Raw genomic sequence first — 22,584 nt, 5'->3', positions numbered from 1 at the left:
AAAGTTATCAATACGGCATTTTTTCTGCAGCCATGCTGCAGTTGCCGCGGGGTTTGTTATGCGTTTGAATTTATCCTTACCTTTGCCTGCCGGCCCACAGGACATCAAACAACTGGGTAATTTGTGTGGGGCTGCGTTACCGCTGGTGCTGGCTGAACTGTTACAGCAGCACAGGGGCCTCTATTTGTTGCTGGTGCCCGACACGCCAACGGCGCTTCGGATAGAGCAGGAACTGGCGGTATTTTTAGCTGACAGCAGTCAGCTTTACACCTTCCCCGACTGGGAAACTCTGCCCTACGATGTGTTTTCACCGCATCAGGATATTATTTCCCAGCGCCTGCGCACTCTGTATCAGCTGCCCTCGTTAAAACAGGGGTTGGTGATAGTGCCGGTCAGCACTTTAATGCTACGGCTTTGTGAACAAAGCCATCTGCAACAAAACAGTCTGGTACTCAAACAAGGTCAACAACTGGATTTAACAGCATTAAAACGTCAGCTGGCCCAGGTGGGTTACCGTACCGTGGATCAGGTGATGGAGCATGGCGAGTTTTCGGTGCGCGGTTCCTTGCTTGATCTTTACCCTATGGGCAGCACTTTGCCTTATCGTATTGATTTTCTTGATGATGAAATTGACGGTTTACGCACCTTCGACCCCGACAATCAAAGAACTGTCGACAAAGTTAGCCAGGTAGAACTATTACCGGCACACGAGTTTCCGCTCGATAAAACCGCCATTGAACGTTTCAGAAGCAGATACCGCGAGCTGTTTCCGGCACGAAATGAAAAAGAGTCTTTATATCAGCAGGTTAGTCAGGGTTTATTACCTGCAGGTATCGAATATTATCTGCCACTGTTTGCCGCCGAAACTGTATCGCTTTTGAGTTATTTTCAGCCCGGCACAGTGGTTTTACAATTTGGGGATATTGAAGCGGCGGCACAGCGTTTCTGGCAAGACGTGGAGCGGCGTTATCAGGACAGAGCCATCGATTTATTGCGTCCTATCTTAAAACCCACTCAGTTATATTTCCCGGTCGATGCGCTGTTTGCCGAGCTTAAATCCAGGCCCAGACTGCGCTTATCGGCAGCATTTTTGCCGGCCAAAGCCGGTGTCAGTAACCTAAAAGCCGAACTGCTGCCTGATTTAACGGTGAATCATCAGCAGGCAGAGCCTTTGGCTTTGCTGCGCAATTTTGTGCTGGCGCAAAAACAGCAGCAGGGCCGCTGCCTGTTTTGGGTCGAATCTGAAGGCCGGCGCGAAAGTTTATTGCAGCTGCTGCAAAAAGCCGGCATCCGGCTGCCGCAGGTGGCCGGTTTTTCTGAGTTTCTTGGCAGTAACGAAGATGTTGCCATCGCCATTGGCGCTCTGGAGCAAGGCGTTTGGCTCAAAGATGGCGTTAATGTTGCCATCATCAGTGAAAACGAGTTATTTGGCCAAAAAATCCGCCAGCGCAGAAGGCGCAAACACAGCCAGCAGGTATCGAGCGATACCATTATCCGTAACCTTGCCGAATTAAATCCGGGCGGCCCTGTGGTGCACCTGCAGCATGGCGTCGGCCGTTATCAGGGGTTACAGGTGCTCGAAGCGGCCGGCATCAGCGCCGAGTTTGTCACCATCGAATATGCCGGTGGCAGCAAACTTTATGTGCCAGTGTCCAGTTTACATTTACTAAGCCGCTACTCAGGCGCCGATGCTGAACACGCGCCTTTACATAAACTCGGCAACGACCAGTGGGAAAAAGCGCGGCGCAAAGCGGCAGAAAAAATCCGTGATGTGGCGGCAGAACTGTTAGATGTGTACGCCATGCGCGCCGCACAAAAAGGTTATGCCTTTCAAATTAATGAAGAAAGTTATCAGAAATTCGCCGATGGTTTCCCCTTTGAAGAAACTGCCGATCAGCAGGATGCAATAGCCGCAGTACTGAAAGATATGCAAGAGCCGCAGGCGATGGACCGGCTGGTTTGTGGTGATGTGGGTTTTGGTAAAACCGAAGTGGCGATGCGAGCCGCTTTTGTGGCCGTAGATGATGGCCATCAGGTGGCGATTCTGGTGCCGACCACGCTGTTGGCACAACAGCATTTTGACAACTTCCGCGACCGTTTTGCCAACTGGCCGGTTCGGGTCGAAGTGTTGTCGCGTTTTATCAGCGCCAAAGAGCAAAAAGCCATTCTGGCCGATGTGGAAGCGGGCAAAGTGGACATTCTGATTGGTACCCATAAGCTCTTGCAAGACGATATTAAATTCCGCGAGCTTGGGCTGCTGATTGTGGACGAAGAACACAGATTTGGCGTACGCCAGAAAGAAAAAATCAAGGCGCTCAGAGCCAACATCGATATTTTGACGCTCACCGCCACCCCTATCCCACGCACCTTAAATATGTCGTTATCCGGCATGCGGGATTTATCCATTATTGCTACGCCACCAGCCAAACGGCTGGCGGTGAAAACCTTTGTGCGCGAAAACGAACCAGGCCTGATCCGCGAAGCGGTACTTAGGGAAATTATGCGCGGTGGTCAGGTGTATTATCTGCACAATGATGTGGCCAGTATTGAAAAAACTGCGGCCGATTTAGCAGAGTTATTGCCGGAAGCTTTGATAGGCATAGCCCACGGTCAGATGCCGGAGCGGGAGCTCGAACGCATCATGGCAGATTTTTACCATCAGCGTTTTAACCTGCTGCTTTGCTCAACCATTATTGAAACCGGCATCGACGTACCTACTGCCAATACCATTATTATTCAGCGGGCAGATAACTTTGGTCTGGCACAGTTACACCAGTTACGGGGCCGGGTCGGCCGTTCGCATCATCAGGCTTACGCTTATTTATTAACACCACCGCCAAAAAGACTCACCCCGGATGCACAAAAACGGCTGGAAGCCATTTCAGCACTGGAAGATTTAGGCGCTGGTTTTGCACTGGCCAGTCACGACCTGGAGATCCGCGGTGCCGGTGAGTTGCTGGGCGATGATCAAAGTGGCCAGATTGAATCCATAGGTTTTACTTTGTATATGGAAATGCTGGAAGAAGCAGTGCAGGCACTGAAAGAAGGCCGCGAGCCAAGCCTGGATAGTATGCTGAGCAGTCAGGCAGAACTTGATCTGAAAATTCCGGCTTTACTGCCGGATAGTTATATTCCGGATGTCAGCTTAAGGTTATCATTCTACAAACGACTGGCCAGCAGCCGCGACCTCGACGAGCTGGACGAAATCCAGGTGGAACTGATTGACCGTTTTGGTTTATTACCGGACGCTGCAAAAAATCTGGTGGCCATTACCGGCTTTAAACAGCAGGCACAGGCGCTTGGTATTAAACGGCTGGAGGTCAACCCGAAAGGCGGCAGCATAGAATTTGCCGAACGAACCCTGGTGCAGCCTGGTTATATTATTGGCCTTATCCAAAGCCAGTCGCGGATTTATAAGCTTGAAGGTGGCAATAAACTGAAATTCAGTATTGCCAGCAACAACAGTCAGGAACGGCTGGAGCTGGTCAGGGCCATGCTTGCGGATATGCAGCTCAAAGGCACTCAGGCAACAGGCCGTTAAAGGCCAGCCTTTGCAAGCGAATAAATATGGCGCCGGATGTTTGCAGATGCCGGCGCCAGACTTACCAAACAATCTGAAGTGGACACTAAATTCATGAAAAAACTTGTGCTTTTTAGCTCTGTGTTGCTGAGCTTCGCGCTGACAACGCCTGCATCTAAAGCCCAGAGTATTGAAAGCTCATGGTTTGAAATTGAGCTGCTGGCCTTTAGCCGGGGTGATATCCAGCCGTTACTGGAAAAATTTCCGGCCAAAGTGACCCCGATAAGCTTCGCCGGAGCGCTGGATTTATTAAGCCCGGTATATCAGCCCGATTTAACCGCACTGGCCTTGGCTTTACCAGGCTGCAGCAGCGCAGCAGCAGGCTTAAAAGCAGGTTTTGCAGCTGATATGCAACCGGCTTTTGCTACAGCGCCAGCTCTGAGCAAAGCGCCTGAGCTGCAAATTGATCTTGCCGTTTTTACCACTCCTGTTTTTATGGCTGAACAGGCGCAACTTGCTGAATACAGCTTTCGCCAGAGCCTCAGCGCTTTTGATTTTCATCCGGCGTTGTTACCACAGCTTTGCCCACTGACGCAGCAGCCTCTTGCTGCAACCACAGTAAAAAAACCGGATTATCAGCTGATGAGCGCACCACTGTTGGCATCCCCACAGGCTGTGCCTTTAACGCCGGCCGGTAGTGAGCAACATCAGAGCAGCCCTTATCTGGCGCCTGAAACCGCATTGGCGCTGACCGACCTTGCCTATCAGCTCAAACACCGTGCCGGTCATCAGCTGCTGTTGCACACTGTGTGGCGCCAGCAGCTTGGCAGCAAACGTCAGTCGGTGCCAAGCCGCTGGTTTGGTGGTCGCAACTTTGCACCGGCTTTTGATTATGCCGGCCGTCAAGCCAGCAGCCAGCCTGATTTGAGCCAAAGCCCCGAGCAGCGTCTGCTCGCTGATATCACAAAATTGGAGCAACAGCTGATCGCCGGGCCTAAGCTGCCACTGGCTGAGGACAACAGCCTGCCATCAATGCCTGGCGCGGTCTGGCAACTGGATGGTTTAGTGCGGCTTTACAGTGAACGTATGTTGTTTGCTGAAACTGAATTTAACCTGCGCAAAATGTCGGCTGATGGCCAAAGGCTGCAGACTTTTTACAGCAAAGATCAAAGCCGCTTGCTGATTGGCAATATTCATTATCTGGATCATCCGCATCTTGGACTGGTGCTGCAGATCCGTCGTTTTACGCCCCCTCTGGCTGACACGGCAATGACGCCGCTTGCCAGCCGATAAATGTTGCTTTAAGGAGTTTTAATGAAAAAAATAATCACCGCCGCGCTGCTGTTGACACTGGTTGCCTGCAGTAAATTATCAATGGACAACTACCAGCAATTAAAAACCGGTATGAGTTATAACGAAGTCACCGCCATTATTGGTGAGCCTGAGAGCTGTGAAGAAGCACTGGGTACCCGCACCTGTCTGTGGGGCGATGACAAAAAACAAATCAAAGCGGCTTTTCTGGCGGAAAAAGCCATGTTATTTAGCCATAAAGGTCTGAACTAACAGACGTCAACGGCACGATCGTTTATCAAACCAGACTTGTCCACAACCGGGGCCTTACCGGCCCCTTTTGTATCAAAACCAGCAAATAATCAGGGTTGTGATGTATCAGCTGCGGGATTATCAGCAACAAACAGTACAGGCGGTGCTGCACTATTTTCGCGCCCATGCCGAGCCCGCCGTGGTGGTGCTACCCACAGGAGCCGGCAAAAGTCTGGTGATTGCTGAGCTGGCGCGTATTGCCCGTGGACGGGTACTGGTGCTGGCTCATGTCAAAGAGCTGGTTGAGCAAAATCATCAGAAATACCAACAATATGGCCTGACCGCCAGTATCTACGCCGCAGGTCTGGGTCGTAAAGAAACCAGCAGTCAGGTGGTGTTTGCCTCTATTCAGTCAGTGGCGCGTAACCTCAACGACTTTTGTGCCAGTTTTAGCCTGCTGGTCATCGACGAATGTCACAGAGTGCCGGACGACGACAACAGCAGTTACCGTCAGGTGATTAGCCACCTGCGTGAACAAAACCCGGGCATTAAAATTCTCGGTTTAACAGCAACGCCCTATCGCCTCGGGCAGGGTTTTATTTATCAGTATCATAGCCGTGGTTTGGTGCGCACTGAAGAACCGCGTTTTTTTAAGTTTTGTATTTTTGAACTGCCTTTACGCTATTTGCTGGAGCAGCAGTATTTAACGCCTGCAACTGTGCTGGATGCGCCGCTTTTGAGTTACGACTTTTCCGAGTTAAAACCAACAGCTGCCGGTTATTTTCGGGAAGACGAACTGGCGGCAGTGATCAACAGCGCCAAAAGAGTCACACCACAAATTATTGAACAGGTGAAACATTACGCCAAAGAGCGCAATGGTGTGATGATTTTTGCCGCCACCAGTCAGCATGCCCGTGAAGTGTTGTCGTATTTGCCTGCAGATCAGGCGGCGCTTATTTTAGCGTCAACCCCCGCCAGTGAACGCCAGGCTATTATTCAGGCTTTTAAACAGCAACAGCTGAAATATCTGGTGAATGTGGCGGTTTTGACCACAGGTTTTGATGCGCCTCATGTTGATCTGATTGCCATTTTGCGCCCAACCGAGTCGGTCAGCCTGTATCAGCAAATCGTGGGCAGGGGCTTACGTTTAGCGCCCGGCAAAACCGATTGTCTGGTGCTGGATTATGCCGGCAATATGTATGATTTGCATTTGCCTGAAGTAGGCACACCGCCGCCGGTCGCTGGCGCCGAACTGGTCACAGTGCCCTGCCCGCTGTGCAATTTTGCCAATACCTTCTGGGGCAAAACCGATGTCAACGGCCTGGTACTGGAACATTATGGCCGCCGTTGTCAGGGTTTTGATCGCAGCGACTTACAACATATTCAGCCTTGTGGTTATCGTTTTAAAGCCAAATTTTGCCCTGAATGTGGCGCCGACCAGGATATTGCCGCCAGGTTTTGCAATCAGTGCCAGACAGTGCTGGTTGATCCGGATAAAAAACTGCAGGAAGCATTAAAGCTCAAAGATGCGTTGATCCTGTATCCGCAGCAAATGACGCTCAGTGCCCAACAGGACAACAAAGGCCACACCAGATTAAAAGTCAGTTATGTTGATACACAGGGACAACAGCTGCATGAGTTCTGGCCTCTTGCGAGCAAAGCACAGCGTCAGCGTTTTGGCCGCATTTTTGTGCCGCCCCATTTAACCGATCGCCACCGGCCTTTTGATACCAGCTCAGTCAAAGCTATTCTGGCGCAGCAACACAGATTACAACCACCTGCAGCAGTGATAGCGCGTAAAGACGGCCGTTTCTGGCGACTGAGGGATAAATTATTTCAGTTAAGTTCGGTTGGCAATGCAGAAATCCAGACCCAGCCCGGTACAACAAAAGGCAGTACAACAACAGCCTGACAGCTGGTTGCAAAGTATTGTTTTTAAAAATTAATCACCAAAGCATTGCTTTACAACGGCCGGTAGTTAAGCAAAAATGAAACACCTTATCAGCAGTGAAGGAACACCGCATGTTGTCAGGTTGTTGGCCTTTAAGCCAAAACCTCAAGCCCGGCGCGAAGCCCATGGCTGACAACAAGCTACTGTCTCGTTGCATCATTTTTGCGCTTGGCTTGACACCTCGCAGTCAGAACAACAACTGAGCTTTGGATGTACATCTGTTATGCAAATTAAAGACATCAACAAAGATACTTACCGCAGTCACCTGAATGTCATTATTGTGGCGGCTATAGCGGTTTTTGCAGCGCTCGGCGTTGGTATCTCCAGTTTGCTGATCCACTATTTTGGCGGGCCGCAAGGTGACAACTTTATCTGGAACCTGCTGGGAGTCAGCATTGGTGGTTTTATTGCCGCCGCCTGCTTAAAAAAGTTAAAACACACCCCTTATTTTTATGAAGTGGCTTATGTGTGGGATTTAAAACAAGAGCTGAATCTGATTAACCGTAAGCTGACCCACCTGAAGCAGGCCTGCAACAGCGGCAATGTCGATGCCATGATTATTATGTTATACAACTACCATGGCTCCAGACAGTTATGGCAGCTGGATGATAACGTACTGAATTTGCAGGAACTGGAGCTGGAGTTGATTCAGTTGGAAGATAAGATCCGTCAGGCAGGCCTGAAACTGGACCCTGGCCAATATCAGCGTAGCCTGCTGGATAAATTCTAAGTTGGAAAAGCCATTTCAGGGACAAAAGTAAATTTAACATATCAAAGCTAACTCTCTGTTCCTGAATATAAAAATATTTTTTTAGCCAGGCTGTTTTTTTAATCATCCTGCTGTGAAAGCAAGAAAGAATAGACAATAATCAAACAACACTAAGTCTCTTTCCAATAACAACAAGCTGTTACAGGGTTCTGATATGACTGCGCAAAATGCTTTATTAACCATTCTCGTCGAAAAAATCCGCAACGATAGTTTAGTCTTACCCAGCCTTCCGGAAATTGCGTTAAAAATCCGCAAGATGGCGGATGATCCGAATGTAAATCTGAACCAGATGGCCGACATGATTTCCCATGATCCGGCGTTGTCGGCGCGTATTATGAAAATTGCCAACAGCGCTTTTGTCGGCCGTGGTATCCATGTGAATTCTTTGCATCAGGCCACCACCCGTATCGGGCTGCGTTATATCAAAAACGTGGTGACAGCCATGGCAATGGAACAACTGTTTGTATCAAAAACTGCATTTATCAAAAAACAAATGGATGTGGTTTGGTCTGAAACTCTGGAGCTAACCGCTTTTGCCCTGACCGCCATGGCACAACATAATGCCAATTTTAAAAACCCGGCATTAAACTTCGACACCATGACACTGGCCGGTTTAGTGCACAATATCGGTGCTTTACCCATTCTGACCGAGGCGGAAAGACAGCTGGATATTTTTGGTGATGAGAACTTTATCAAAGGTGCTATCACCAATATTTCCGGCAAAATCGGCGCGACTATTTTGCGCACCTGGGGTTTCCCGAACGAACTGATTGAAGTGGCTGAGCAGTGGGATGTGCCGGCCTATCAGCCAGCCCACCCTTCATACGTGGACTTTATCCGTATCTCTGCCATAAAACAAAACCGCTTCCATGGTGAAGGTGAAACAGCACAACTGCTGAAACCTTATGTTGAACTTGGGTTGATCCCTTCGACCGATTTCTACCGCTCACCGGATTTTGTGGCACGGTTTAACGAAATCAAAACATTATTTGCCTAAAAAAAGTTTGCTTAATAAAAGTTTGCTTAAGAAAGTTCGCTTTACAAAAAGTAGTGATAAAAAAACCGCCAACCGGCGGTTTTTTATTTGGTTTAAAACAGTGCCTGATGCAGCTCTTTCACCACAGTGGCCGCTTCTTTATCTTCCACCAGAAAACACAAATTATGCCGGCTGGCACCGTGGCAAATCAGCCGCATATTAATTTTTTCCAGTGCCTGAAATAGCGAGCCTGTGACACCACGGGTGCTGTGCAGATGGTTACCAATCACTGCAATCAGGCTTAAATCCTGCTCCACCGTCACTTCTGAAAAAGTTTTCAGCTCGGCCAAAGCCGGTTCAATCGAATGGCTAAAAGCACTGCCCGGCGCATCGTCCAGGGTTAAGGCCACACTGATTTCTGAGGTGGTGACTAAATCCACCGAGATCTGGTGGCGACTTAAAATATCAAACACCCGCGCCAGGAAACCGGCTGCATGCAGCATGGCAGGGCTTTTTACCGTGATCAAAGTCTGGGCTTTACGTAGAGCAATAGCACGGTAGGAAGGTTTGGTATCAACCTGTTTGGAGATCCAGGTTCCCCCCGCCTCTGGCTCGCGGCTGGAGCCAACAAACACCGGAATATTCTGTCGCATTGCCGGAATAAGAGTGGCCGGGTGCAATACTTTGGCGCCAAAAGTTGCCATTTCGGCTGCTTCATCAAAGCTGATTTCCGGAATACAACGGGCAGCACTTGTGAGTCTTGGATCTGTGGTAAAAATACCCACCACATCAGTCCAGATTTGCACCACCCGCGCTCCCACGGCTTCACCTAAAATAGCGGCACTATAATCTGAGCCACCCCGGCCTAAAGTGGTGGTCTGACCGCTGCCATCAGCACCAATAAACCCCTGGGTTACAATCAGCTGTTGTTTTAACAGCGGCAACAGATATTGGACTGTTAAGCCGGCAATGGCTTCAATCTGTGGTTCGGCTTTACCAAAACGCGAATCGGTACGCATCACCCGGCGTACATCAAAACTGCTGACCGCTGCGCCGCGTTCGGCCAGCACCTGGGCAAACAACACAGAACTTAACCGCTCACCAAAAGACAACAATAAGTCTTTTTCGGCATCGCTGAATTCACGCTCAAACTGCAGCAGAGTTTTTAACTCCAGCAGCAGTTGTTCGATGGCTGCGCCCACCAGATGTTGTTGCTGTAACTGGCGCAGCACATTGTAGGTAATACGTTCTATGCCACTGTAATGCGCAAGCCGAAGGCCGATGTCGGATGTTTTGGCAATATCAACCAATAAGTTGGTGACGCCTGAGCTGGCGCTGACCACTATCAGTTTGATATTAGGATCAGCCAGAATAATGTCTGCACAACGCGACATGGCAGTAAAATCGGCCACGCTGGTGCCACCGAATTTGGCAACGATAAAAGCGTCAGGGTTTACGACTGGCGCAGCGGCTGCTGCAGAGGTATTTTGCGGATTTAACAAGGTTTCTCTCCTTATAAAAAACATAAGCAGAGCATGGCATTTGCAGCATGATCACCAGGCTGCGACCACAGCCAAAAGCTATGTGTTGCAGCCTGATAACAGACGAACAAAGGCCAGAAGCTCTCCACCGGGTTGCAGGTGACAGTCGCAGGGATTCAACCCTTTTGACCGGACAAGCTGTTGCTATGGCAGCTTATCCTCGGCGTTCATCCCCATTATTCAGGTTAAGGTTTATAGCTACCTAGCCTGAACTACCTGGTGAACGCTCCTCTTCTGGTCTATCGAATATGATTGACGCGGCCAAGATACTGCAGTTTGTTACAAAAGGCAACAGACTTTTAGATGTCTATATCTAACCCACGCGGAGTAACCCGCACTGCAAGCCTTTGTTTCTGTCCAATCTAAACCGCTGTCACTCCCTGTTTTTAAATAAAAAGCGCAAAAAAAACGGAGCATCAGCTCCGTTTTTTTGGTGTGAGTTTTAATTGGCGAACTGGCCAAAAATATAAACGCCGCTATAACCGAGTGAATAAGCAAACAGCAGATAACCAGCCATTTTAAAGTAGCTGCCAAAAGTCAGTTCTTTAATTTTGCTCATAGCAATAATACCGGCGGCAGAGCCGATAATTAACATAGACCCCCCCACACCTGTGGCATAGGTTAACAGCAACCACTCAGAGGTATTCATGGTTAAATCGGCTTTTAACAACGCAGCCGTCAGCGGCACGTTATCAATCAGTGCAGACGATATGCCCATCAGATAGTTGGCCTGCAGTGGCGGTAATACGTTGTACAGGTTAGTAAAGTTAGCCAGGAAACCGACTTCTTTTAAAATACCAACGAGCAACAACACACCCAAGAAAAACAACAGAGTTTCAAACTCCACTTCCCGCACATAATTCAGAATGCTCTGAGTGGCTTTTTTGCGTAATAAATACTGTGCACTTAAGAACATAATGCCAAGGCCAAACAAGAAGGTTAATACCGGTGGGATTTGGAACAGAATATTAAACAGCAAGGTTGAGCCGATGGTGGCGGCAAAAATACCGGCAATAATGGCATCGGCTTTTTCAATAGGTTTGGTTGATTTTTCAATGACAATCCGGTCTTTCATGCCGCGCGATAACAAAATGGCCAGCACGGCAACAGCAAAAAATGCCGGTATAACCAGCAATAATAAATGTCCGATAGTCACTTTTCCGGCCAGGAAAAACATCAGCGTGGTCACATCACCGGTAATAAGCGACACACCACCACTGTTCACCGCAAAAATAATCAGGGTGGCGTATTTGATGCGTTTTTTCACATCCATTTTTAAACTGGCAATCACCGCAATTGACACCAGAGTGGCCGTGACGTTGTCGGCAAAAGATGAAAACACAAAGGCAAAAGCGGCGATGATAAACATCAACCGACGTTCCGATAACTCGGACGGCAACATGCGCTGCACCATTTGCGAAATAAAACCTTTGCTATTGAGATAAGCGACAAAAGTCATAGTTGACATCAAAAACAACCACAAAGTGGCTATTTCTAACAGGTTATGGTTTAACTGCTCGCTAACTTCGGCACTTGTAGCACCATGCATTGGAAAAATAAATGCTAAAATCCAGCACAGAGTACCGAAAAAAAGTGTCGTTTTTGCCTTGTTTACGTGGATAATATCCTCTATAACGATGAGCACAAAAGCTAGGGCAACCAGGCCCAGTATTACGGCTGTTAACATATATTTTCACCAGATTGTAGACAGTGGAAGTGACCAATTTGCGGGGCGGCATTCTAGCATCGTCAGGCAGTTATCACCATCCACAACTGGGCATACATTGGTCTATACCCCTTAATTTTTTAACAAAAAGTTACGAGTTCATGCTATCAGCAAAAAAAATCATTAAGTGCCTCGACGACCACTGGCCTGTTCTGGAAACACTGGCAAGCCGCAGTGCCCTTGGCAGTTTCAGTTTTCAGGATGTGCAGGCACTGATCCAGCGCCACTCGCCTGGTTTTGGCAGCGAGCAGGTGTTTCGTGAAGCCCAAAGGTTATTGCAACAGGAAGTGCTGATCCCACTGGCCAAATCCAGTCAGCTGGAACTGAACCGTGCTGTGCTTGAGTTTATTCAGTTCCTGACGCAGGAGCATCAGCTAGGCACTGTTGGTGATATTCAAAGCCGGATTGAAGATTTAGACCGGCTGCGTGGCAAACTAAAAACCGCCGCCGATGGCAAAGATGTCAGCGAGATGCGCCGTTTTATCCGCCTAATGGATGAACGGGTGCGCGAAGTGGTGAAACACTTCCGTAAAAACGAAAGTGCCATTTTGCATTTGGTGGAACAAGCCAAAGCCGACGAAAGCAAATTAAGCCTGGCCAAAAGATACAGCGCTGTGATGGAAGCTTTTGATGAATACATCGAGCCAGTGCTGCAGATGATTGATATCAATGGCCCTTTCCAGCACAGCATTGCTGCGTTGGAATTGCTGCTCAGCGACTTAATTATCCATATTGAACAAACCGGTTTTTTACAGGGTGAAAAAGAGCCTTTAGTGCAGCTGCGCACCCGTTTGCTGGAAATGAACCAGCTGGGCCGCGAGTCGCTGATCCGCAGCACAGACGTGCTGATGCCACTGCGTGAAGAGCTTCGGAAAAACACTTTGTTGTCTCGCAACGCCAGCGCTTTATTGGCGCTGTTGCGCAAAAAAGGTCTGGAGCCAACGCTGGAGCAATTAGTGCCCAAATTCAGCTCAGATCATCAAAAATTCAGCCTGGGCTCGGCCAACCAAATCACCAGTTATATGGCAGAACTGGTGGACTATCAGGACGAGCTGTATCAGATGCCACAGCAGGTCGACCAGGCCGCGCATCACAATATCCGCGTGCCTGAGCTTGCTGATGTGCTCAAATTTGCCCGCACACAAAAAGCCAATACCGATTTATCACTCTGGCTTGCGAAGAGTTATCCGCAGTTGCCGGTAGATGAAATGTTATTTTTGTATCAGGAACTAAGCCGCGCTCCAAGTTTGAAACTGCAACATTTAGAGCAGCTCACCGAGCTTGAAGTCAATGGTTACCGCCTGACGCTTCACCCTTTTGCCCCTACAGCACAGTCAGGAAATTAACTGATGCAGATTGAACTGGAACAACTGAGCCAACTGGCTGACATTTATAAAAAACTCAGCACTGGTTTTCATATCAGCGAGCAGGATTTTGCCCTCTGGCAGGAGCTCGACAACAACGAAGAGGCCTACAGCGCGTTATTTACCGCTCTGGGTAATCAACTGAAACGTGACAGCCGTGGTTTTTTCCATTTTGAAGTGGACGATGCCACCGTCAATATGGGCAAAATTTCCCGGTTATTTGCGCTCACCACTTATGCTCTGGTGGAGTTTTTTGCAGACAAAGGCCAGGATCCACTGCGGGCTTTATTTGACGAAGAAATCAGCCACGAAATTCTTGCCAGCATTTTGCAGCAGCAATATCACCTATTTGAACAGCTCGAAGTGTATTCGGCCACCGACCTCAAACGTGAAGTGATGAACCGCATGTTACGTTACGGTTTTGCCAAAGCCCAGGGTGAACAATTTAAGCTGCTCTCCCCCATCTACCGTTACCTGGACGCCTTAATGGCAGTCGACCAGCTGGCCGAAGAAACTAACACAGAGGAGCAGGCCGATGTCTGAGTTATACGGCTTAACCAAGCTCGCTTTATTAAATACCGCAGGTTACGCCAAGTGTGTGATCCCGCTCGATGATGCCGCCTCTATCTGCGCGCCGAATAACACAGGTAAAAGTTCGGTCATCAACGCTTTACAGTTTCCACTGATTAACGATTTACGCTTAACCGAATGGGACGGCCACGATTTAGACGAAACCCGGAAGTTTTATTTTGGCACCGACCAGAGTTATATTCTGCTGGAAGCCAACTTACCGAACGGCCCCGTGGTCATTGGTGTGGCAGGTCTTGGCAAAATTGCCGGTTATCAGTACCAGTATTTTTGCTACAACGGCAAGCTGAACCTGGATCATTACCTGGTCAATAACAGCATTGTGAAATACAACAAGCTGGATCATCACCTGCGTGAGCTGGGTTTTGACCCGCTGGAGCTAAAACCTGCTGAGCTCAATGCCCTTTTAACCGGCGGCGCCACCCCTTATGACAGCAAAATAAACCTGCGCATGATCCCGCTGACCAACGTGAGCGATGCGCCTGTCTATAAAGACATTTTCCGCCGTATTTTAAACCTGCACCGTTTAACAGCGCAGGACGTCAAACGGTTATTGTTGCCGGTGTTTGCCCGCCATTTAAGCGACCCAAAAGTCGATTTTTACACTGTCTGGCACAATGCTTTTGAAAAAGTAAACCGCGACAGGCGTGAACTAAAAGCTTTAGAAAACCAGCAGCAAGCGGTGGAAGCACTGGAAAACCTGCTGGATAACCGCGCTGTACTCAAAGGCAGGTTGGGCGCTTATGCACCCAAACTCGATAAAGCTTTGGTGGAATTTCAGAGTTATTTAGAAGATCAACAGGGCGAGCTTTCGAATAACCTCGAAGAGCTGCACCGCGAAAAAAGTCAGCTGGAAGAAAAACAGCGTTTATATGTGGGGCAAATCAAAGAGTTGTCTGGCCGTAAAATTGAGCTGCAACAATGGTTTAGTGAGCACGACACTCTGGCACTGCGTTTTGGCCTGACCAACTTAGCCACGCTGCAATCCAATCTTGCCAATATCCGCCAGAGTTATGAGTCGTTAAGCCACAGCCTGCAAGGTGCCGCCAACTTAAACCCAACGACTTTGGCGCATCAGCAGGCACAAACGCAGAAGCAGCTGAAAAGCTTAAAGCTGCAGCTGAAAAACCTGGAATATAACCTGTATTCCCGTTTGCGCGAAGATTTGTCTTTACCTGAAGTGCAGCAGCTGATTAAAGCGCTGAACCCGGACTTATTGTCACTGTCGACCGCAACAGGCGGTGATGTACACATTACAGATGACGATGCTTTTGGCGAGCAATTAAGTGCGCTGGCTGATTGTTTCCGTCAGGGTAAATTGCACCTCAAAGGCGCTGTCATTGATTTAGCGCATTTATCTGCGCCCGATATGACGGGTGTTGAAGGCAAAATTCAGCTGAAAGAACAGATTGAAGCTTTGCAGTTAACTTTGGCGACGTTGGAGCAACAAGAAGAAGTTGCTCAGGATTTAGCCGGCAAAACCCGCGAGAAAGAGCGGTTATACGCCGATATGCTGCAAGCCGAAGAAGATTTAAAACGTTTTGCCCGTTTTGAGCAAATGCGGGATTTGCGCGAGCAGCAGCAGGATTTAGTGGACGAGCTCGACCGTGAAGAAGAAATTCTGCACGAGCAACTATCTGAAGTGCAGCACAAAGCCAGCAGTTTGTCGGATCGGCGTAATCTGGTCACCAACAAGCAGGATCAACTGAAACGTCAGCTTGAACGTATTGAACACGAGAAAAAAGAGCGGATAGATTTCCAGCTCGATTTTTACAGCGGCCGTATTACACCTTATCCAATTGAGATAAACCTTGAATATGACAATCTGGCCGACGAGCTGCGCTCTTACAATAAACATTGTCAGGAGCTGAAGCTTTTAGATATCAACATTAAAAATACCTATTTGTTTATTTTTAATGCCGGTATCAGCAAGTTTGAAGCTGAAACTGATGAAGACGCTAAATACCAGAAGCTTATTCAGGCCTTTCACCATCTGGATAAAGAGCGTGAAGCCATTGAACGCCGTGCCCGGGTGGCACTGACCGAAGTAGCATCCACACTCAAAGGCTTAAGATCAGACTTAGACCGCCTGCACCGTGAACTCAATAGCTTTAACCGCGGCATCTGGCGTCATCAAATCTCTAATTTGCAGGATTTTAAAATTGAGATTGTCGACCGCAAACTGCTGGTCGGCCATATCGATACCATTCTGACCACCTCAGACGCTTATCAGCAAGGCGATACGCTGGATTTATTAGCGCCGGGTGTCACCACAGATGAGCGCGAAATTAATGCGGCCAAAGATTATCTTATTCAGGCCGCCAGCGAAAAATCGGGCCTGACGCTGTCGGATTTATTTGATATCCGGTTTAAAGTGGTGAATCGCGCCGGTGAAGTGGAGTATTTTGACAAAATAGACTCAGCAGGTTCCAACGGCACCCGTATTACCATTAAGTTATTGTGTGGCATGTTGTTTATTCGTCAATTATTGGCTGAACGGGAACGGGGTAAATACCGTATTCCTATTTATATCGACGAAGCGGCCGACATTGACCCGCATAACCAGCAGGCTTTGATTGAAACTGCACTGAATTTTGGTTTTGTCCCAATTTTTGCCTCGGTCAAACCACAAACCAGCTGCCGTTATATAGTGCCTATCCGCACTGTGAAAAATGGTGCGCAAAACTGGGTGGATGAAAAAGACTGGATCCTTTGTGAACAAATTGGCAGTACTGAGCCTTTGTTAACAAAAGATCAAGTCAATGACGAGGCTGAGCTGGCTGGCTAAGCCCTGGTTGCAACTTTCTCAGACTTTGCGGGCAGCTGGTGGCAACAACTGCTGTTCTGATGAAAAATCAGACAGTTAAGTTGTTGCCGCTGAACTTATCGCTGTAGTTTTACTCAGAGCCAACACACCGCAGCAGGCGCTTTAACCAAAGCTGGCGGCGGTTGTTTTTTTATCCGGACAAGGAGTTGGGTCATTCGCGGACTGAGTTTTCACACTGTCTTTCTGCTGCTGATGCTGTTGTGGCTTGGTCTCACACCGGCTCAGGCTGATGCTGCCAATCGGATTGAGCTTGTTGGGGTCACAGGCGAGCGCAAGGAAAATATTGAGCTTTATCTGTCTTCTATTGCAGAAGCTGAAATTAACAGCTCAGCCCGCTTTAAAAACCGGGTCAGCCGCGACATTAAAAAAGCGCTCAGAGGTTTAGGTTACTATCAGGTTGTTGTTGATTTTATTGATAAAAAAGACGGCAATGATTATATCCTCACCGCCAAAATTACTGCCAATAAGTATGTGTATATTCAAACCAATGATTTGCGCATTTATGGTGGCGCCGCCAACGACACCCAGTTTTTGCAGCTTTTGAAAAACGCCGCTCCCAAAAAAGGCGAAAGGATGCACCATGGCAAATATGAAAACTTCAAAAGTGAGTTAATGAGCCTGGCCAACCGCAAAGGTTTTTTTGACGCCAAATTCACCCGCACCGAACTTTATGTCAAACCCGGCGACAGGCGTGGCACAGTAAGGTTGTATTTTGATTCGGGCCAAAGATACAAATTTGGCGACATCAGTTTTCATGGCTCGCAAATCAGACAAGCCCGACTGAAATCCCTATTAAAATTCCGCAAAGGCGACCATTATTCTGCCCGCCTGCTTGGCGAGCTCAATCAATCACTTGCCACTACCAACTGGTTTAGCAGCATTAACCTCGAAGCCGATGTCGACAACCGTAAAAACGGTGAATTGCCACTTCGCATCGAACTCACACCAGCACTGAAAAATAACGTCGAGGCCGGTGTGGGTTATGAAACTGACGTACATGGCCGGCTTAAAGCCAAATGGGAAAAACCCTGGCTGAACGACAAAGGCCATAGTCTGGGCGCAGACTTAGCTTTATCCAACCCGGAACAACTACTGGAAACCCGCTACAAAATGCCACTGCGGGATGTGACGAACGACTATTACCAGTTTGTGCTGGGTTATAAGAACCTCGATAAACTCAATACCGTCAGTCAGGAATTTAACCTTTTGGCTGAGCGCAACTGGTTACTGAAAAACGGTTGGAACCGCAACCTTTCCATGCGTTTTTTATATGAAGATTATTTGCAGGGTAGCCAACAGGCGACCTCGACCCTTTTAATGCCAGGCATTAGTTTTAGTAAAGGCAGCAACAGCGGTGGCAGCATGCCGCAACAGGCTGATTATTATTTGATTGGTGCAGAAATTGCCGACCAAAGCTGGGGCTCCGACACAGACTTTATCCGCTTACGTGGCCGGGCAGGCTGGATTGGCAGCTGGAGTGTGGACGAGCGCTGGCTGCTGCGTCTGGACGCCGGCACTATCTTGCAGGAAAGCATTGAGAGTATTCCGTCCTCATTACGTTTTTTTGCCGGCGGCGATAACAGCCTGCGCGGTTATCAATATCGCACTGTAGCGCCCCAGGATGCGCAAGGCCTTTATATTGGCGGCCTGCATATGGCGGTTGCCACGATGGAATATCAGCACAGAGTCAAAGGCGACTGGTGGTTGGCGGTATTTACCGACTACGGCAGTGTCTGGAACCAAAACCCGGACTGGCAAAGAGGCGTTGGCGCAGGTATTCGCTGGGCATCACCTATTGGCCCGGTGCGGCTTGATTTTGCTTTTGGCCTCGATTCCAAACCCGGCACCGACTTTCGTATTCACTTTACCCTTGGGCCCGAATTATGAAGCTCAGCTGGTATCTGCTTAAAAGATTTTTATTAAGCCTGCTGGCCATTTTACTGATCAGCCTCGCGCTTGTTGGCACCAACTTAAGTTTGCAACTGGGCGCTTTGGTTGCACAGTGGTACCTGCCATCTTTAAGTATTGGCAGCATCAACGGCGACTTGTGGCGTGGTTTCAGCCTACACGATGTGCACTATCAGGACGAACAGCAACAGCTCAAACTACAAAGTCTGCAAGGCAGGCTCGACTGGCGCTGTTTTAGCCATTCCGCGCTTTGCCTGCATTATCTGAAGCTGGAAGGTGCAGCCATTCAGATCGAAGCGGCACCGGAAAAGAACGAGGCAAACACTGTAGTCACAGTGCCTGCTGCGCCCTTCCCCATCCGCATTGATGAGATTTCGCTTCAAAACGTCCATCTGCAACAGCCGCACCTTCAGCTGCAACTGGGCGTACTGCAAAGCAGCCTCAGCTGGCAACAGGACAAGCTGGCACTTGGCGATAGCCTGATCCGCCAATTTAAAGCGCAGCAACATACAGTGCAGAAACATACAGCGCAGCAACATACAGTGCAGAAACATACAGCGCAGCAACTGCCTGCGACGCAAAATACCAAACTAAAACCTAAAGCCAAAACCAGCATCGCCGCCACCCAAGGCTGGCAACTGCCGCCTGTGCCGGCATTGCCGGACCTGAGCAGCATTCAGCTGCCCCTGCAGCTGAGTGTTAAAAGCCTGACGCTTGATAACATCGAGCTGCTGGACGCTGACCAACCCCAGCTGCAACTGAGCAAAGCGCAGTTACAGGCTAATTTCAGCCACCAGCGCTGGCAACTGGCTATTGCGGACTTTGACGCAAAAACGCCTTTATTCCGGTTTCGCAGTGAACTGGATATCAAACCCAAACAGCAGCAAGCGATTCAGTTGCAGCTAGAGATCAGCAAACAACCCTGGCTTTTGGAACAACAGCTTGAACTGAGTCTGCAAGGGCCGCTTGCATCACTTGCGCTTGATGCAAAGCTGTTGGGGCCGCAACAGGCAACACTGAGCGGTACTTTGGATATCAGCAAAACCCAGCCTGAATTTGATCTCAAACTGCGCTCAGATGCACTGCAATATACCGTGCCGCCGGCACAAAACACGGATGCAAAAGCCAAAGCCGGGGCGACAGAATCAAAAACATATCGCCTTGGCAATCTGCAGCTGCACCTCAAGGGCTCCACTGCAGCTGTTGATTTATTGGCTGACAGTCAGCTGCAGCTGCCGGATTTACCCACAGCCAAACTGAAATTCGCCGCCCGTTATCAGGCAACACCAGGCACTGTAAAAATTAAGCAGCTTGATATCCAAACCTTAGGCGGCGATCTGCAGGCAACTGCCACTGTGGATTTAGCCAGGCAGCAGCTACAAACAGAGTTACTGCTGCATCAACTGCAACCCGGTTTATTCTGGGCGGATTATCCGGGCAGCTTGTCGGGCAAACTTAGCCTCAATGCCAATATGCAACCCGCTGCAGTCAAATTCGATTTGCCGGTGATTGAACTACAGGGTGATTTACGCGATCTGCCGCTGCAACTAAAAGGCCGTTTAAGCCTTGAGCAACAAAATGAATTTTGGGCGCTGCAAAGCCCGGTGCTGACACTGAGCCACGGTCCGAATCAGCTGTCGGCCAAAGGCCTGCTGACCGAACAGTGGGATGCAGAAGTGGTGCTACAAGTACCGGATCTGTCACAAAGTGTGGCGCAAAGTGAAGGCCGTCTCAGCGGTGTGATCAGGCTGACAGGCGCCGCCAAAAACCCAAACTTACAACTGGAGCTAACAGGTGAACAGTTGAATTATCAGGACGATTATGCGCTGGCCACTTTTGCGCTGCGCGGCACTCTGGCGGCTTTGGGTCAGCAAAACTCTTCATTGTCGTTCAGTGCCAAAGAAGGTCAGGCACCTGGCATTCAGCTGCAACAGCTGGACTGGCAACTGACCGGCACCGCCCAACAACATCAGAGCCATCTGCAGCTGGACAGTCATCAGCTGCAGGCGGCAATAGCAATGGAAGGCAGCCTCGATAGCCAAAGCTGGCAAGTTAACTGGCAGGAAGCCAGATTGAAATCAGATATGGGCGACTGGCAGCTGCAGCAGAGCATGCAAACAAGCTGGCAGCGGCAACAACAGACGCTGACCTTAAGCCCCTCCTGCTGGCATGACAATCAAGCGAAGCTTTGCCTGAAGGCAGATCAAGCCCTATCAGCCACAGCGGGCGCTATCAGCGCCGAGCTGACACAACTTGATTTGGCGGCACTCAGTGCCCTGCTGGAGCAGCATCAAAGCCTGAATGGCCGGGTGGATGGCGCCGTCACTTTAGGCTGGCAGCAGAAACAACTGCCCAGCTTTACCCTGCGTCTGCAAGGTGGCGCCGGCCAATTTAATTACCAGAGCACCAGTTTATTAGAAGTGCCCTGGCAACAGCTGAGCCTCAGTGCAAGCTTACAAAACAACGAACTGCAATCTGAGTTTCGGCTGATTTTCTCCGAAAAAAGTGATGCCAGACTCGCACTCAGGTTGCAACAGCTTGATAGTAAAGATAAAACCATGGATGCCAGATTTCAGCTGAGCGCAATGGATTTGTCGTTTTTACGGCCTTTACTCAATGACTACAGCCAGTTTCAGGCTGAGCTGAATGGCGATATCAGCGCCACCGGCGCCCTTGAACATCCTGAGCTACGAGGCTCTCTGGCCCTTGAGAATTTGACATTAACCGGCCGGCAGGCCCCGATGGATATTCAGCAAGCCAGGCTGCAACTAAGCCTCGATGGTTTCGAAGGCAATCTCGCCGGAGAGCTGGTGACACCTTCAGGTCAACTCAAGATGACAGGGAACGCCGACTGGCAACAATCAGCGCTCTGGTACGCCAAACTGGCGCTCAAAGGCGAACAGGTCAGTGTGCATTTGCCCAACACCACACTGACTTTATCACCGGATTTACAATTTAATGCCGATGCCGGTGGCGGCCGTTTAACAGGTGTTGTGCATGTTCCACAAGGCAACATTGAGGTGGATGACCTGCCGCAAAATGCCACTAAAGTATCGGATGATGAAATTCTGATTAATACCCAGGATCTGGATTATGTGGCGGCTGAACAATGGCAGCTGAGCTCTGATGTAAAAGTGCTGCTGGGCGACGATGTACGGCTGGCCGCTTTTGGCTTAAAAACCCGGCTGGAAGGGGAATTAAGAGTAAGGCAAAACGGCAAACAACCGACAGTACATGGCCAGGTAAACCTGCAAAACGGTACTTTCCGTGCTTACGGTCAGGATTTACAACTGCGCAAAGGCCGGCTGAATTTTAACGGTCCGGCCGATGAGCCTCTGATGGCGATAGAAGCCATCCGCAATCCGGAAAAAACCGAAGATGGTGTGATTGCCGGTTTAAGAGTCAGTGGTTTAGCCGACAGTCCTGTGGTGGAAGTTTTTTCCACACCGGCCAAACCCCAGGCCAACGCGCTGGCCTATTTGCTAATGGGACGGGATTTAAACAGCAACAGCTCAGATAAAAGCATGACCACCAGCCTGATTGGTATTGGCATTGCCAGCAGCGGTAAATTGGTGGGCCAGTTAGGTGAAGTTTTTGGTTTAAAAGAGCTGAGCCTTGACACCGCCGGCAGTGGTACTGACTCCAAAGTGACGGTGAGCGGTTATTTATCACCCAAATTGCAGGTGAAGTATGGAGTGGGCATTTTTACCCCCTTTGGTGAATTTACCCTGCGCTACCGCCTGATGAAAAAGCTGTATTTAGAGGCAGTTAAAAGCGTCAATACCTCAGTGGATCTGTTGTATAAAGTTGAATTTGATTAAGCGAAGATCATTAACAAACAGACACCTACAAAAATCAGCATCATCCCGGCA

General features: G+C 49.1%; 13 protein-coding genes and 1 riboswitch. Of the genes, 11 read left to right on the top strand and 2 right to left on the bottom strand.

Annotated features, from left to right (window positions below; translation table 11 throughout):
* Nucleotides 1-58 precede the first annotated feature (58 nt).
* The 6 genes from mfd (at nt 59) to N3Z11_RS08820 (ending at nt 8,779) form a co-directional block, all read left to right on the top strand.
* Nucleotides 59-3,541, top strand: coding sequence for a transcription-repair coupling factor (gene mfd / locus N3Z11_RS08845; RefSeq protein WP_260656805.1), 3,483 nt, complete (start codon nt 59-61; stop codon nt 3,539-3,541).
* Between the two features lie 93 nt (nt 3,542-3,634).
* The gene (locus tag N3Z11_RS08840; RefSeq protein WP_260656804.1) at nt 3,635-4,813 is read left to right on the top strand and encodes a peptidoglycan binding protein CsiV; all 1,179 of its coding nucleotides are present in this window, start codon (nt 3,635-3,637) and stop codon (nt 4,811-4,813) included.
* Between the two features lie 21 nt (nt 4,814-4,834).
* Nucleotides 4,835-5,083, top strand: coding sequence for a DUF3862 domain-containing protein (locus N3Z11_RS08835; RefSeq protein WP_260656803.1), 249 nt, complete (start codon nt 4,835-4,837; stop codon nt 5,081-5,083).
* 100 nt (nt 5,084-5,183) lie between these two features.
* Nucleotides 5,184-6,974 carry a DEAD/DEAH box helicase gene (locus N3Z11_RS08830; RefSeq protein WP_260656802.1) on the top strand — a complete coding sequence of 597 codons (1,791 nt, stop codon included), beginning with the start codon at nt 5,184-5,186 and terminating at the stop codon, nt 6,972-6,974.
* Between the two features lie 262 nt (nt 6,975-7,236).
* Nucleotides 7,237-7,743, top strand: coding sequence for a DUF3087 domain-containing protein (locus tag N3Z11_RS08825; protein ID WP_260656801.1), 507 nt, complete (start codon nt 7,237-7,239; stop codon nt 7,741-7,743).
* A 193-nt stretch (nt 7,744-7,936) separates the two neighbouring features.
* On the top strand, nt 7,937-8,779 hold the full coding sequence (locus tag N3Z11_RS08820; RefSeq protein WP_260656800.1) for an HDOD domain-containing protein: 843 nt from the start codon (nt 7,937-7,939) through the stop codon (nt 8,777-8,779).
* A gap of 92 nt (nt 8,780-8,871) precedes the next feature.
* Here the strand turns inward: N3Z11_RS08820 and lysC are convergent, their stop codons facing one another.
* Nucleotides 8,872-10,260 carry a lysine-sensitive aspartokinase 3 gene (gene lysC / locus N3Z11_RS08815; protein WP_260656799.1) on the bottom strand — a complete coding sequence of 463 codons (1,389 nt, stop codon included), beginning with the start codon at nt 10,258-10,260 and terminating at the stop codon, nt 8,872-8,874.
* A gap of 109 nt (nt 10,261-10,369) precedes the next feature.
* Nucleotides 10,370-10,541, bottom strand: a riboswitch (Lysine riboswitch).
* A gap of 200 nt (nt 10,542-10,741) precedes the next feature.
* Nucleotides 10,742-11,986 (bottom strand): sodium:proton antiporter NhaD, encoded by a 1,245-nt coding sequence (gene nhaD, locus N3Z11_RS08810; protein WP_260656798.1) that lies wholly within the window; start codon nt 11,984-11,986, stop codon nt 10,742-10,744.
* A 140-nt stretch (nt 11,987-12,126) separates the two neighbouring features.
* On the opposite strand from nhaD, the gene N3Z11_RS08805 reads away from it, so the two are divergent.
* The 5 genes from N3Z11_RS08805 to N3Z11_RS08785 all read left to right on the top strand — a co-directional run bounded on the left by N3Z11_RS08805 (nt 12,127) and on the right by N3Z11_RS08785 (nt 22,533).
* Nucleotides 12,127-13,371: a hypothetical protein gene (locus N3Z11_RS08805; protein ID WP_260656797.1), complete on the top strand. Its 1,245-nt coding sequence runs from the start codon at nt 12,127-12,129 to the stop codon at nt 13,369-13,371.
* 3 nt (nt 13,372-13,374) lie between these two features.
* Entirely contained in the window at nt 13,375-13,932 is a 558-nt protein-coding gene (locus N3Z11_RS08800; RefSeq protein ID WP_260656796.1) for a condensin complex protein MksE, read from the top strand.
* Nucleotides 13,925-16,765 (top strand): ATPase, encoded by a 2,841-nt coding sequence (locus N3Z11_RS08795; protein WP_260656795.1) that lies wholly within the window; start codon nt 13,925-13,927, stop codon nt 16,763-16,765. The genes N3Z11_RS08800 and N3Z11_RS08795 overlap by 8 nt, the downstream gene beginning before the upstream one ends.
* A 237-nt stretch (nt 16,766-17,002) precedes the next feature.
* Nucleotides 17,003-18,691, top strand: coding sequence for an autotransporter assembly complex protein TamA (locus tag N3Z11_RS08790; RefSeq protein ID WP_260656794.1), 1,689 nt, complete (start codon nt 17,003-17,005; stop codon nt 18,689-18,691).
* Nucleotides 18,688-22,533, top strand: a complete 3,846-nt coding sequence (locus N3Z11_RS08785; protein ID WP_260656793.1) for a translocation/assembly module TamB domain-containing protein — start codon at nt 18,688-18,690, stop codon at nt 22,531-22,533. Before N3Z11_RS08790 ends, N3Z11_RS08785 begins: the two co-directional genes overlap by 4 nt.
* The last annotated feature ends 51 nt before the right edge of the window (nt 22,534-22,584 follow it).

Origin of the sequence: Rheinheimera sp. 4Y26, assembly GCF_025245835.1 — a bacterium.
Classification (GTDB): Bacteria; Pseudomonadota; Gammaproteobacteria; order Enterobacterales; family Alteromonadaceae; genus Pararheinheimera.
The sequence above is the reverse complement of the archived record's forward strand: the minus strand, read 5'-3'. Positions and strand labels throughout refer to the sequence as shown.

Bases quoted from the DNA above. Each gene is read 5' to 3' on its own strand.
- mfd (WP_260656805.1), top strand. From the start codon at position 59: ATGCGTTTGAATTTATCCTTACCTTTGCCTGCCGGCCCACAGGACATC.
- N3Z11_RS08840 (WP_260656804.1), top strand. From the start codon at position 3,635: ATGAAAAAACTTGTGCTTTTTAGCTCTGTGTTGCTGAGCTTCGCGCTG.
- N3Z11_RS08835 (WP_260656803.1), top strand. From the start codon at position 4,835: ATGAAAAAAATAATCACCGCCGCGCTGCTGTTGACACTGGTTGCCTGC.
- N3Z11_RS08830 (WP_260656802.1), top strand. From the start codon at position 5,184: ATGTATCAGCTGCGGGATTATCAGCAACAAACAGTACAGGCGGTGCTG.
- N3Z11_RS08825 (WP_260656801.1), top strand. From the start codon at position 7,237: ATGCAAATTAAAGACATCAACAAAGATACTTACCGCAGTCACCTGAAT.
- N3Z11_RS08820 (WP_260656800.1), top strand. From the start codon at position 7,937: ATGACTGCGCAAAATGCTTTATTAACCATTCTCGTCGAAAAAATCCGC.
- nhaD (WP_260656798.1), bottom strand. From the start codon at position 11,986: ATGTTAACAGCCGTAATACTGGGCCTGGTTGCCCTAGCTTTTGTGCTC.
- N3Z11_RS08805 (WP_260656797.1), top strand. From the start codon at position 12,127: ATGCTATCAGCAAAAAAAATCATTAAGTGCCTCGACGACCACTGGCCT.
- N3Z11_RS08800 (WP_260656796.1), top strand. From the start codon at position 13,375: ATGCAGATTGAACTGGAACAACTGAGCCAACTGGCTGACATTTATAAA.
- N3Z11_RS08795 (WP_260656795.1), top strand. From the start codon at position 13,925: ATGTCTGAGTTATACGGCTTAACCAAGCTCGCTTTATTAAATACCGCA.
- N3Z11_RS08785 (WP_260656793.1), top strand. From the start codon at position 18,688: ATGAAGCTCAGCTGGTATCTGCTTAAAAGATTTTTATTAAGCCTGCTG.